Origin of the sequence: Pseudomonas sp. MWU13-2105 (assembly GCF_023242315.1) — a bacterium.
GTDB lineage: Bacteria > Pseudomonadota > Gammaproteobacteria > Pseudomonadales > Pseudomonadaceae > Aquipseudomonas.
In genome coordinates this window covers 23,375-35,675 of the sequence record NZ_JALLIY010000027.1, presented here as the reverse complement: position 1 = coordinate 35,675, position 12,301 = coordinate 23,375, and the positions used below count along the sequence as shown (strand labels likewise).

The 12,301-nt window shown below is 60.6% G+C and carries 12 protein-coding genes and 1 other RNA gene; 5 read left to right on the top strand and 8 right to left on the bottom strand.

Annotated elements, in window-relative coordinates; all coding sequences use genetic code 11:
• Nucleotides 1–75: 75 nt before the first annotated feature.
• Nucleotides 76–474 carry a type VI secretion system amidase immunity protein Tai4 gene (locus tag M5B96_RS30025; RefSeq protein WP_248800583.1) on the bottom strand — a complete coding sequence of 133 codons (399 nt, stop codon included), beginning with the start codon at nt 472–474 and terminating at the stop codon, nt 76–78.
• A 38-nt stretch (nt 475–512) separates the two neighbouring features.
• Nucleotides 513–1,013, bottom strand: a complete 501-nt coding sequence (locus M5B96_RS30020; protein ID WP_248800562.1) for a type VI secretion system amidase effector protein Tae4 — start codon at nt 1,011–1,013, stop codon at nt 513–515.
• A 732-nt stretch (nt 1,014–1,745) separates the two neighbouring features.
• Here M5B96_RS30020 and ffs point away from each other — a divergent pair.
• Nucleotides 1,746–1,842, top strand: an RNA gene (gene ffs / locus M5B96_RS30015) — signal recognition particle sRNA small type.
• A gap of 257 nt (nt 1,843–2,099) precedes the next feature.
• Here the strand turns inward: ffs and M5B96_RS30010 are convergent.
• The 5 genes from M5B96_RS30010 to M5B96_RS29990 all read right to left on the bottom strand — a co-directional run bounded on the left by M5B96_RS30010 (nt 2,100) and on the right by M5B96_RS29990 (nt 5,944).
• A complete protein-coding gene (locus M5B96_RS30010) occupies nt 2,100–2,741 on the bottom strand; it encodes a hypothetical protein (protein WP_248800560.1) in 642 nt (213 codons plus the stop codon).
• Between the two features lie 199 nt (nt 2,742–2,940).
• Nucleotides 2,941–3,762 carry a helix-turn-helix transcriptional regulator gene (locus M5B96_RS30005; RefSeq protein ID WP_248800558.1) on the bottom strand — a complete coding sequence of 274 codons (822 nt, stop codon included), beginning with the start codon at nt 3,760–3,762 and terminating at the stop codon, nt 2,941–2,943.
• 5 nt (nt 3,763–3,767) lie between these two features.
• A complete protein-coding gene (locus M5B96_RS30000; protein ID WP_248800556.1) occupies nt 3,768–4,319 on the bottom strand; it encodes a kinase inhibitor in 552 nt (183 codons plus the stop codon).
• A 216-nt stretch (nt 4,320–4,535) separates the two neighbouring features.
• On the bottom strand, nt 4,536–5,438 hold the full coding sequence (locus M5B96_RS29995; RefSeq protein WP_248800554.1) for a DUF2167 domain-containing protein: 903 nt from the start codon (nt 5,436–5,438) through the stop codon (nt 4,536–4,538).
• A gap of 191 nt (nt 5,439–5,629) precedes the next feature.
• Nucleotides 5,630–5,944 (bottom strand): helix-turn-helix domain-containing protein, encoded by a 315-nt coding sequence (locus M5B96_RS29990; RefSeq protein ID WP_248800553.1) that lies wholly within the window; start codon nt 5,942–5,944, stop codon nt 5,630–5,632.
• Between the two features lie 373 nt (nt 5,945–6,317).
• On the opposite strand from M5B96_RS29990, the gene M5B96_RS29985 reads away from it, so the two are divergent.
• Nucleotides 6,318–8,009 carry a putative bifunctional diguanylate cyclase/phosphodiesterase gene (locus M5B96_RS29985; RefSeq protein ID WP_248800551.1) on the top strand — a complete coding sequence of 564 codons (1,692 nt, stop codon included), beginning with the start codon at nt 6,318–6,320 and terminating at the stop codon, nt 8,007–8,009.
• Here the strand turns inward: M5B96_RS29985 and M5B96_RS29980 are convergent.
• Nucleotides 7,989–8,765, bottom strand: coding sequence for a substrate-binding periplasmic protein (locus tag M5B96_RS29980; protein ID WP_248800549.1), 777 nt, complete (start codon nt 8,763–8,765; stop codon nt 7,989–7,991). The genes M5B96_RS29985 and M5B96_RS29980 overlap by 21 nt on opposite strands.
• A gap of 145 nt (nt 8,766–8,910) precedes the next feature.
• On the opposite strand from M5B96_RS29980, the gene dnaX reads away from it, so the two are divergent.
• The 3 genes from dnaX (at nt 8,911) to recR (ending at nt 12,218) form a co-directional block, all read left to right on the top strand.
• On the top strand, nt 8,911–11,049 hold the full coding sequence (gene dnaX / locus M5B96_RS29975) for a DNA polymerase III subunit gamma/tau (protein ID WP_248800547.1): 2,139 nt from the start codon (nt 8,911–8,913) through the stop codon (nt 11,047–11,049).
• A 66-nt stretch (nt 11,050–11,115) separates the two neighbouring features.
• A complete protein-coding gene (locus M5B96_RS29970; RefSeq protein ID WP_248800545.1) occupies nt 11,116–11,442 on the top strand; it encodes a YbaB/EbfC family nucleoid-associated protein in 327 nt (108 codons plus the stop codon).
• A 173-nt stretch (nt 11,443–11,615) separates the two neighbouring features.
• Nucleotides 11,616–12,218 (top strand): recombination mediator RecR, encoded by a 603-nt coding sequence (recR, locus tag M5B96_RS29965; protein WP_248800543.1) that lies wholly within the window; start codon nt 11,616–11,618, stop codon nt 12,216–12,218.
• Nucleotides 12,219–12,301: the final 83 nt, after the last annotated feature.

Genomic DNA, 12,301 nt, shown 5'->3' with positions numbered 1-12,301 from the left:
TGTGGGAGCCGGCTTGTCGGCGATGGCCGTGAGAGCGCCGCGTTGTTCCAGAGCATCCGCATCGGTACTGACGCCTCACTTGTCCTGCCTGTAAATCCGCTTCGGGTGGAACACCAGGCTCTTGACCTGCACATCCAGCTCTTTGCTGTGATAAAGGTCCAGGCATTTCAGTAGATCGAAACGCACGCCCTGGACTTCCGACTCCACCAGCGGGTTGTGATAGTCGCGGGCCAGGTAGCGATCCACCAGAGAGTTGATTGCGTCAGGAGCCTTTTCCAGGTCGTATTCGGTCCAGTCGCGTAATGCGCTGACGCTGCTTCCCGCGTCAACGGCGGCCTGCTTGTCGCCCTTGTAGGCGTTCGCAATGCAGGTCGCCAGGACCATGTCCTTGTAGTTTTGCCCATAGGTACGTGCACCGGCCTGCGGAGAGGTGCCTGCATCGTCCTTCGCATAAGCCGCGGATGTCAGCAGCATCAGGATGGAGGCTGGCAGTATGCCCAATAGAACCTTCTTCACAGCAAGCTCCAGAAGTTCGCCCGGTCGGTGCGATAGTTTGCGCCGGGCTCGTTGAAATAGCAGTGGTCGTAGCAGGTGCTGCCGTTGAACAGCGTGGCGTGCCCCTGGGCATCCGACCAACCCTGTACTTCAAACAGGATCACGCCCTTCTGGCCTCTCAGGGTTCCGCCCCCGGAGGGTGGATACTGCACGACCTCGGCTTTACCCCAGCGCTGTTCCAGAAAGGCAATGAGGTTTTTGACGCGAAAGAAGTACTGCGACTTGTCGGCACCGGATACGGTCTGCCCCGGCATGCTGGGAATTTTCAGGCCGGCCTGATTCAGGATGTAGCTCATCCTTACTGCGCAGGTGTTGCTCCAACGCTGTGCCGGGTCGGGGTTGTTGATGTTCTTTTCAACGTATCCGCCAATGACTTCGGCAACCTTGGCGCCGGAGTTGGAGGGATCATAAATTTGCTGCGAAGCCGTCCAGGCAGCAATGAAAGGGACTCTTTTCATCTGTACGTCCTTGTTTTGAATATTCAGCAAAATCGTCGTGATGGTATTGCCGATGATCGTTCTGGCTCCAGCAGTCCGGCAGGCATGGGCCGGATAAAGCGTAGGTCATATCGATCATTGTGCTGAGGTGGCAGGAGCCAAACGACTGTCTTATTGACCTGCCTCCAGTCAGAAAAATCCCTTAATGAAGTGGATTTTTCTTCTTGTCGAGATAGCCGGGGCTATTAACTACCACTTGATATATCGACCGTGGTAATGGCTAACCTGCTGGACAGGCAAGGGCATCCCGCCTGACCTTGAGCGGGGCCAGTCAGTTAAGAGCAATCTCTAGTCTGGCTGAGGTTTGTGGCGAGCGGGCTTGCCCGCGCTGGGGTGCGAAGCGCCCCTAAAACCGGATAACTCGGCGTATCAGGTAAGCCGAGATAACCGGTTTTACGACTGCTGCGCAGCCGAGCGCGGGCAAGCCCGCTCGCCACAAGACCGTGCTCGGCGATATTTGCGTTGGAACGCCGACCTGTAGGGGCCGGTTTGCTGGCGATGACGGCAGTGAATCCGCCACCGCCGTCGCTGGCAGGTCACAGGGCCTGATCCACGCCGAGGACCGCCACACACCAGGCACCGACAAGTACTTGACCCTCATCGAATTTTTATCGACACCAAGCGGTTGTAACTTCTCGTTATCTAGGTACAATGGCGCGGCTCGCCGTCAGGCGGGCGTCGTTATGGTGACCCCATCGGTCCCCCCGCAACGATTACCCGTGAACCTGGTCAGATCCGGAAGGAAGCAGCCACAGCGGGAACATTGTGTGCCGGGGTGTGGCTGGTGGGGTTGCCTCCATAACGCCCACCATCAAAGCTTATCCCCCTGAATATCAGTCAAAGTGCCAGATCAAGATCGGCGCTTCGATTTTCCACGTCCGAAATTCAAGATTCGATCCGAAGCCTTGGCACCCTGGCTCGTGCCACAAATCCGGACGCCACACGGAACCTGGCCGGATGTTCTATAAGGCTGTTACCTTCGTTTGACGACTCTCGTGTGATATCAGAGATGTCCAGGGGGGTAAGGGTGGGGAGAAAAATGCTATATCAGACATCCACGACCTTCGGTTGCATGGCCGGATTCAGCGCCACCTCATGGGTCAGCATATTAAAAGTTTGCGGTTGCACGACATATTTCCATTTGCCTTCTTTGTAGAACAGAAAATTGAACGCGTTGGGCGCAGGATATTTCTGGTCGCTACGGCAATAGTCACTGGCGTCAATGCAGGAAAGAATGGATTGTCCCTGGGCCAGGATCAGTTGATTGATAGTTGCGCTGTCTGGATGTTGGTGATGATAAATCCTGAGCATGTTGCTGCCGGCCGGAGAGGTTGTTGTGACCAGCGCGCACCCGTTCATGGCGGCAGTGAATACAAAATTATGCTGTGGATTATGCCGTGGTATATCGACAAAGCCGGGCAATACATTACCTTGAATGAAGGGGCACCAGTAGGCAGTGACCAAGGGATCGGTATGCGTAGGGTTGCCGGTGGGTGCCAGTATGACTTCTTTCGCTTGCCCGTCACCCAGTAGGTCGAAGGCGCCTGATTTGACGGTATTGAGCACCCTGTTTCGCTGTTGGTTCGTGCTGTTCGCTTGGCCCTTCATAAACCACGACACATTGTTTATCGCTCGCTGAGCGACATACCATATCGGATTGTTCCTAAAAGTCAGGTTGTGGCCGTTCATAATGATCTCCAGTTATTGCACAAATACCCGGCATTAAGAAGAACGCCAGTGGGTGTGTAGTATTTTGTGAATGGAGAGAATGGTATTTATGGAGTAGAGGGCGGGCAAGTGATCAAGCATGATGAGATGTTTCCGCGTTCAAGAGCTGAATGCGAAAATGTTTAAGTGTGTTGCGCCACGCTTGAATAACCGGATGTTCCTAAAGTACCGCCCGCAACTCCCGCGGCGACAACCCATAATGCTTGCGAAACCGCACGGCAAACCGTGAAGCCGAAGCATAACCACTGGCCGCAGCAATTTCCCCGATGGGCCGCGGAGTGACCTGCAACCACTGCAACGCCATCCCCAGCCTGACGTTCTCCAGGATATTGCTGAAGCTATCGTCCTCGTTCGCCAACTGCCGTCGCAATGTCGAAGCTCCGAGGTTCAGGCGCTCGGCAACACTGGCAACGGTCCAGTCCCGTGCCGGATCGCTCATGACAATCTGCTGCACGCGCTCGCACAGCGGATCTCGGCGGTCCAGTAGTACCGGCCCGGCCCAACCGCCCAGGGCCAACGCCAACAACACCGCTTCCGCATAATGCGTGCGCAAGGCATCCGGCGAGTCGGCGTTGATGCAGTCCAGCAGGTTTTCCCAGGCCTGGGTCGTATGCCGATCCAGCGGTACACAGAGTTCCTGCGTCGCCGTTCGCCCGGGGTGCGGGGTGATCTGCTGGCTGTAACGAACGCTGAAGGCGCGCAACAACTCGGTGGGAAAGGTCACCGCATCGGCGATGTAGTAACCCTGTGCCCCGGGATAGTTGCTGATCCCCACTTCGCACCCCGCCGGCATCAGGATCAGATGCCGCGAACCCACGCGCATTTGCCGATCATCCCAGCCCATCAGCTTTTCGCCCTGGCGGACACGGCACAGGGTGGTGACGAAAATCGGCACCCGTTGCAAGGCGTGGGGTTGGCGCGCCTGTATGACACTGGCGCCGATGCGGCTCTGGCGATGCTGGATGCCGGCGGGGGCGTTCATGGTTTCTAGCGTCCGTAGGGGGCGGTGAGGGTGGCTTTGCCCAGTGCGTTGGCGTTGAGCATGTAACCTACCATGGCACCGCTGGATTGTTCATTGACCGGCAGTTTATCGACCTTCAAGGCCCAGACGGTGAATTGATAGCGATGCGGTTTATCGCCGGCCGGCGGGCAAGCGCCGCCGAAGCCTGATTGACCATAGTCGGTGCGGCCCTGGACGGCACCTGCGGGCAGTTGGCTGGCAGTGGGGTTGCCTGCGCCGGAAGGCAATTCGTGGGTGGAAATTGGCAGATTGACGACGGTCCAGTGCCACCAGCCGCTGCCGGTCGGAGCATCAGGATCGTAGACGGTGATGGCAAAGCTTTTGGTGCCGGCCGGAGCGTTTTGCCAGGAAAGTTCAGGCGAGGTGTTGCCGCCTTCGCAACCGAAGCCCTGGAACACTTCGCGGCTGCTCAACGGCTTGCCGTTGGCGATGTCGCGACTGCTGAGGGTGAAGTCGGCAGCATGGGCGGTGAGGCTCAGGCCGAGGGTAAGGACGGTGAAGAGGAATCGGGTTTTCATGCTGGTCTCGTCTTGGTGGGAGAGGAGAGACGAGTCTATTGAGGGCGGGAAGTAGCCATTGTGCCGCTGCGCTCGACCATTGTGCCGAAACGCTCAGGGTGATTTTTGCGGGAGCGGCCGGCTGAGGCTCGATGGTCGTCGGAGCAGCCTGGTGTGCCAGGCGCTCCGCGTTTTCGTTGAGGTTTATCGCTGGCAAGGCCTACCAGGTGTGGTGTGTCACTGGCGTTTGAATAACTTGCGGAAGAACCCGGCAACCACCACCAGTCCCACCACGATAAATTTCTTCAGCGCCAGCAGCATCACGCCGATCTTGGCGAACAAGCCGGCCTTGGCGGCAAGACCGCCCGCCACCAACGCCGCCAACCCATAAGGCGCGAGCTTGTCGGTCTTCGAGTCGTAGTCGGCATAACGGTTGCCGTCGGTGAAGTTGGTGAACGCAAGGATCTTCGGTGTTTCCTCTTTGATGGTTTGCAAATCGGCCATCGCCGCCACGGCATTGAGTTCCAGAACACCCTCGCGACCCAGCACGCGGATGCTGTAGTTCAGGGTGGTCTGTTGCGCATCGTCGGCCTTCAATTCGCGGGCCCAGTACATCTTGTGGCTGCCCTGGTCGTAGCTCGGCGGCTCGGCCCAACCCAGCAGCGACAGGCCGGCATAACCCTGCTTGTGCCGCTCCTTGTTGTTTTCTTCGTCATCGGCCTGCATCTGCTTGAGCAGGTCGGTGTAGTCGATCCTGGTCGCGTCATCGTCGGAAATGTGCCCGTCGTTCTTGTAGCTGACGATCACGCCCCAGCCATTGTCCGCCAGCGGGCTGACCGCCTTGGGAATGATCATGCCCAAGGTCTTGTGACCGGGCGGGTTGCCCCAGCCCTCGGTCAGCAGGCGCTCGGTGTCGGCCGGTGACAGGTAGTAGAAATCGTCATTGAGTTGCAGCGTGGCAATGCCGCTGGGCAGGGTGATATTGCCGTGTTGCTGCTTGAGGGTGGCCAACCATTGTTCGCTGGTCTGGTGCGGTTGGGGGCTGGCAGTCGGCGCCGGAGCGGGGGAGGTGGCGGCCAGGGCAGGCAATGTGAGGCTGAACGCCAGCGCGGCCAGAAGCTGGCGCAGATGAAGTTTCATTGTAATCCCTTACATTTGGAAATAATTTTGCCGGCAGGATAACGGAAGTGACTTTGTATTGCCAAACTTGGGCCTGGCCGGGTTTCAGACGGCCTCTCCCTCATCCGCCGAGCCCCGCGGGAGCGGGGGGGGCGGGCTGCGCAGTGTGTAGCTATCTGGCGAGCGTTTGCTGGTCAGCGGCAGGCGTGAGACTAAGGCTTGGACAAGGCTAGATCGACCGCCGCGATCAGCTTTCCCAGGTCCTTCGGGGGAGCGTTGTGAATGACGCCGAACAGATAGGCACGCTGCTCGTCTTCGTCACCCAGATCCGTGAAAAAGGCTTTGAGCTTCACGCCCAGTACGTCTGAAAACAGGAACAAGGCCTCGACGCTGGGTGTGTAACTGCCGGTTTCGAAGCGGCTGATGGTTTTGGGGTCAAAACCGGTTTTCTCTCCGAGTTCAGCCTGAGTTAGCCCCGCTACCTTGCGATAGCGCCTGATGGCTGAACCCAAACTTGAAATTTTCATCGCTCAATTCCCATTTAGAATCAAGAACTTAACGATAAATCTTTACATTAGACAACGCCATGGATCATCACCTTCTGTTGAATAATGTGATGTAATTCGTAGAATCAGCATTTAGGACAGGTATTTGGTGACCCAGTTTCCGTTGAATTATTGGTGAGACGGGAAATCCGCGCATTTCTTTGGTGCCTATGCCATGACGGTCACAAGCCCTGGGCAACGCATGGTCTCGGGACGCTCACGAATACCTGTCCCTGCTGATGATGGCCTTCATCAATCCTAGTTGATCTTCGTCGAAGTACGGCCAGGCAACGCCGCCAGGCGCGGTTGTGCTACGAATTCGGGACAACCTCTAGCTGCCCAGGTGAGTTGACTCATGGATGAGACGTATCGCAGGGTCGTGGACGTCGCCGCCATTTTCTCCGAGACCGACCTGAGCGGACGGATTACCTACGTCAACGATCCTTTTTGCGCGATTTCCGGCTATAGCCGCGAGGAACTGCTGGGGCAGAATCACCGGATCCTGAATTCCGGCTACCATCCGTCCGAGTTCTTTGTCGACATGTGGCGCACCATTGCCCTGGGCCGGGTCTGGAAAGGCGAAGTCTGCAACCGTGCCAAGGACGGTTCGCTGTACTGGGTCGACAGCACCATGGTGCCGTTGTTGGACGAGGCCACCGGAAGGGTGCGCAAATATGTCTCGATCCGCTTCGACGTCAGCGAAAAACTGCGCCTGTTGCATACCCTGCAATGGCGGGTAGGGCACGATGTGCTGACCGGCCTGCCCAATCGGGCGTTCCTCTCGGACCTGTTGAACCAGGCCCTGGACTTTTCCCGGCGCGAAGAGATTCCGCTGGCGGTGTGCATGCTCGATCTGGACGGCTTCAAGGCGGTCAACGATAGTTACGGGCACGCGAGCGGCGATTCGTTGCTGGTGGAAGTGGCGGCGCGCCTGCGCGGTATCATGCGCGGCGAGGATGTGGTGGCCCGGCTGGCTGGCGACGAGTTCGTGCTGATCCTGCGTTATGTGCGCGACGTCGATGAACTGCACGCGGCGCTGCAACGGGTGCTCGCGGCGATTTCCGCTCCCTATTCGATCCTCGGCCAGGCCATTCATGTGGATGCCAGCATTGGCGTGACGCTGTTTCCCGCCGACGACGAAGACGCCGATACCCTGTTGCGCCATGCCGACCAGGCGATGTACCTGGCCAAGCAGGGCGGGCGCAATCGCTTCCATTTGTTCGATGTGTCGCTGGACCAGGAGGTCAAGGCCACCCACCAGACCGTGGCGTTGATGCGCCAGGCCCTGGCCAATGGCGAGTTCCGCCTGTTCTATCAACCCAAGGTCAATATGCGTACCGGTGGTGTGGTCGGGTTCGAGGCGCTGATGCGCTGGCAGCATCCCTGCGATGGCCTGCTCCAGCCCCAGGCATTTTTGCCGTTGGTGGCGCAGACCGATGTAATCATCGATATCGGCGAATGGGTCATCGACCGGGTCATGGCGCAGATGCAGGCCTGGCGCCGGGCTGGCTACGAGTGGCCGGTCAGCCTCAATATCGCCGCCCGGCATTTCCAGCGCGGTGATTTTGTCGAGCGCCTGCGCGCCTTGCTGGTGCGCCATGCCGAGGTGCCGCCGCATATGCTCGACCTGGAGATCATCGAGTCGGTGGCCATCGAGAACATCCAGCGGGTCAGCCAGTGCCTGCAAGACTGCCAGGCGCTGGGGGTGCGGTTTTCCCTGGATGACTTCGGCACCGGTTACTCGTCCCTGAGCTACCTCAAGCGCTTGCCCAGCCAGACGATCAAGATCGATCGATCGTTCGTGCGCGATATCCTCCATGACCAGGATGACCTGGCGCTGACCACGGCGGTGATCGGCCTGGCCCGGGCCTTTGGCCGCGAAGTGATCGCCGAGGGCCTGGAGTCCGCCGAGCACGGTCGCTTGCTGATGAGCCTGGGCTGCGACGTGGCGCAGGGCTACTTCATTGCCCGGCCGATGACAGCGGATGAGGTGCCGGCCTGGGTCGAGGCGTTCGAGCCGCCGGCGTTATGGCGCAGTGCGGTCTGACTCGACAGCGCCGATCGGGTTGTCATGTCCGGTGTAGAGGTGGATGGTCCGATCGATTTCCCCGGACATTTTCATTCTCAGCAAGGTCCTGAGGATACGTTGCACCGGCAGGGCCGGGTCATTGCGCACGAAGCAACCCACCGCTTCTTCCTGCACCACCAGCACCGCGTGCAACTGCTGATCCGGCATCCGGGTCTGGTTGAACCAGTCCAGCGTCCACTGGCTGCTGATGGCATAGGCATAGCGGCCGGCCTCGAGCTTTTGCAGGACCTGTTCCTCGTTACGTGCATCGTCGCGGATGAACCGCGCACTTTCGAACTGCGCCCGCAGGGCCGGGTACGAATAGCCCAGTACGGTGCCGAGTCGTTGTGGTTCAAGATTTTTCAGCGTCAGTGTCGCGGGCGGTTTGGTCTTGCTGACCAGCAGGTTGCGCTGGGTGAGGAAGGGGATGCTCCAGATATAGTCGCCGGACTGGTTGGGCAGCCAGGATTGCGCGGCGTAGCAGCGCACATCGATTTCGCCGCGCTCCATGGCCGTTTGCACCCGGGTGCGGGCCAGAACGTGAAATTCGGCCGGACTGCCGACCTGGTGCGCCAGGCTGGTCATCAGATCATACAAAATGCCCTGGGTCGGTTGTCCGTGCTCGATCTCAATGATCGGCATGCTCCAACTGTCGGCCACGGCGAAGCGCAACGGCGCCGGCGCGGCGAAAGCCGGGGCGGTCATCAAGGCCAGGGCGTAAAAAACTGCACGCATCAAACTCTCCGGCGGGAGTACGACCAGGCCGCCAATTTTTACCCAAAGTGCAGCTTAGCCAGATTAGCATCCCATGCCGGATGCATTTTTACCCCTGCTCCGCTAGCATTAGCGGTCTTCCGCTTCCCCGACGCGATGGTTATCGATGAGTTATCAGGTTCTTGCACGTAAATGGCGTCCGCGCTCGTTCCGCGAAATGGTCGGCCAGACCCATGTGCTCAAGGCTCTGATCAATGCCCTGGACAGCCAGCGGTTGCATCACGCCTACCTGTTCACCGGTACCCGCGGGGTCGGCAAGACCACCATCGCGCGGATCATCGCCAAGTGCCTGAACTGCGAGACCGGCATTACCTCGACCCCTTGCGGGACCTGCTCGGTCTGCCGGGAGATCGACGAGGGGCGTTTCGTCGACCTGATCGAGATCGACGCCGCGAGCCGGACCAAGGTCGAGGACACCCGCGAGCTGCTCGACAATGTGCAGTATGCCCCCAGCCGCGGTCGCTTCAAGGTCTACCTGATCGACGAAGTGCACATGCTCTCCAGCCACTCCTTCAACGCGTTGTTGAAAACCCTGGAAGAGCCGCCACCCTACGTCAAGTTCATCCTGGCGACCACGGATCCGCAGAAGCTTCCGGCCACGATCTTGTCGCGCTGCCTGCAGTTCTCCCTGAAGAACATGACTCCCGAGCGGGTGGTCGAGCACCTGACCCATGTGCTCGGGGTCGAGAACGTGCCGTTCGAAGACGATGCCCTGTGGTTGCTCGGGCGGGCCGCCGACGGTTCGATGCGCGATGCCATGAGCCTGACCGACCAGGCGATAGCCTTTGGTGAGGGCAAGGTCATGGCCGCCGATGTGCGGGCGATGCTCGGTACCCTCGACCATGGCCAGGTCTTCGACGTGCTGCACGCGTTGATCGACGGCGATGCCAAGGCGCTGCTCGAAGCGGTGCGGCATCTGGCCGAGCAGGGCCCGGACTGGAATGGCGTGTTGTCGGAAATCCTCAATGTGTTGCACCGGGTGGCGATTGCCCAGGCGTTGCCGGAGGGGGTCGACAATGGCCATGGTGACCGCGACCGCGTGTTGGCGCTGGCCCAGGCCCTACCGGCCGAGGATGTGCAGTTTTATTACCAGATGGGCTTGATCGGCCGCCGCGACCTGCCGTTGGCGCCGGACCCGCGAGGCGGTTTCGAGATGGTCCTGCTGCGTATGCTGGCTTTCCGCCCAGCCGACAGCACGGCGGCGCCGAGACCGCCGCTAAAGCCAGTGGGGATCAGCCAGGCCACAGTTGATTCCGCACAGGGCGTGGCTGGCGCAGCTATTGCCGCGCCAGCCGCCGCTGTGGCGCCTGTGGTCGCAGCCGTTGTCGAAACCCCAGTGGCAGCCCCCGCGGGGGTAGCGCCGCCGATGGTCGCGCCAGTCGCGCCCGTGGTTGCCCCGGTCGAGGTCGAGGTCGAAGTCGCGCCAGCGGTGGCGGCGGCCGAGGCTGAGCCGCCGGCCGAACCGGTTGCCCCGGCGGCGGTCGTGGATTTGCCGTGGAATGATCCGGTCGAACCCGAAGAGGTTGTGCAGGAGCCCGCTGCCGCGCCGGTGCTGGAAACCGTCGCCGAGCAGCCGGAGCTGGCCGCGATGCCGTTGCCGACTCCGGACAGCGTGGTCCCGGATGCGCCGGAGTGGGTCGCCGCGACCCTGCCCGAGCCGACGCCTGCCCAGGTCGATGCCGCGACACCGGGGCTGGACCCGGACGACGAGCCGCCACTGGATGAAGACTATATCGAGCCGGACATGGATTCGGCCTACAGCTATCTCGACGAGCTGGCCAGCGAGCACGCCGCCGACCCGGTCCCGGAGCCAGAGCCGCAACCGGCTGCGGCACCGGCCACCGGTCTGGCGCTGGAGTGGCTGGAGCTGTTCCCGAAACTGCCCGTCTCTGGCATGACCGGCAGCATTGCGGCCAACTGCACCCTGATGGCGATCAGCGGGGACGACTGGCTGCTGCACCTGGACCCGGCCCACAGCGCCTTGTTCAACGCCACGCAGCAGCGTCGTCTCAACGACGCCTTGAACCAGTATCATGGGCGTCCCCTGACGCTGACCATCGAGTTGATCAAACCCGAGCAGGAAACCCCGGCCCAGGCGGCTTCCCGTCGGCGCCATGAGCGCCAGGACGAAGCAGTGGCATCGATTCATGCCGATCCGCTCATCCAACAGATGATTCAACAGTTCGGCGCGGTGATCCGTGGCGATACAATCGAACCTGTCGATGCGCTGGTGGTCCAGGGCTAATAACTGAACGACGCCAGGCCCTGGGCCTCGCGTCTCTTTGTACATGTAACTCTTGAGGTGATTCCCATGATGAAAGGTGGCATGGCCGGCCTGATGAAGCAGGCGCAGCAGATGCAGGAAAAAATGGCCAAGATGCAGGAAGAACTGGCCAACGCCGAAGTGACCGGCCAGTCCGGCGCCGGCCTGGTGTCGGTGGTGATGACCGGTCGTCACGACGTCAAGCGCGTCAGCATCGACCCGAGCCTGAAGGAGGAAGACCTGGAGGTACTGGAAGATCTGATCGCCGCCGCGTTCAACGACGCCACGCGCAAGATCGAAAGCAACAGCCAGGACAAGATGTCGGGCATGACCGCCGGCATGCAACTGCCTCCGGGTTTCAAGATGCCGTTCTAAGGCTGTTTGCGTTTTATCCTGCGGGGCCGGCCTGCATGGCGATGGGATGACGATTCATCGCCACCCTCGCGCCAGTTCGGCTCCTGCAAGTTTCAGTGTTCCAGCGTCCCCCCTGGACGTTGGCTGGAGGCGCGGGTATAAACCGCGTCTCGTGTTCTGTCGGACCCTTTGCCATGAGCTTCAGCCCCCTGATTCGCCAACTGATCGATGCCTTGCGGGTACTCCCGGGCGTCGGCCAGAAAACCGCCCAGCGCATGGCCCTGCAACTGCTCGAGCGTGATCGCAGCGGCGGGTCGCGCCTGGCCCAGGCCCTTGGCCAGGCCATGGACGGGGTCGGGCATTGTCGCCAGTGCCGCACCCTCACCGAAGACGATCTTTGCCCGCAGTGCGCCGACCCCCGGCGTGATGACAGCCTGCTGTGCGTGGTCGAAGGCCCGATGGATGTCTATGCGGTGGAGCAGACGGGCTACCGCGGCCGCTACTTCGTGCTCAAGGGGCACCTGTCGCCGCTCGATGGCCTCGGCCCGGAAGCCATCGGTATTCCGCAACTGCTGGCGCGAATCGAAGAGCAGGGCAGTTTTACCGAGATCATCCTCGCCACCAACCCGACCGTCGAAGGCGAAGCCACGGCTCATTACATCGCCCAGTTGCTGAGCAACAAGGGCCTGATCACCTCGCGTATCGCCCATGGCGTGCCGCTGGGGGGGGAGCTGGAGTTGGTGGACGGTGGCACCCTGGCGCATTCGTTTGCCGGACGTAAGCCGATTTCCTTGTAAGCCGGCCAGGCCTGGGCCACGACGCTGACGCTTGAGGCCTGCGGGGCCCGGTCGCGCCCCAGCGACGCGACACGGGTAACGGG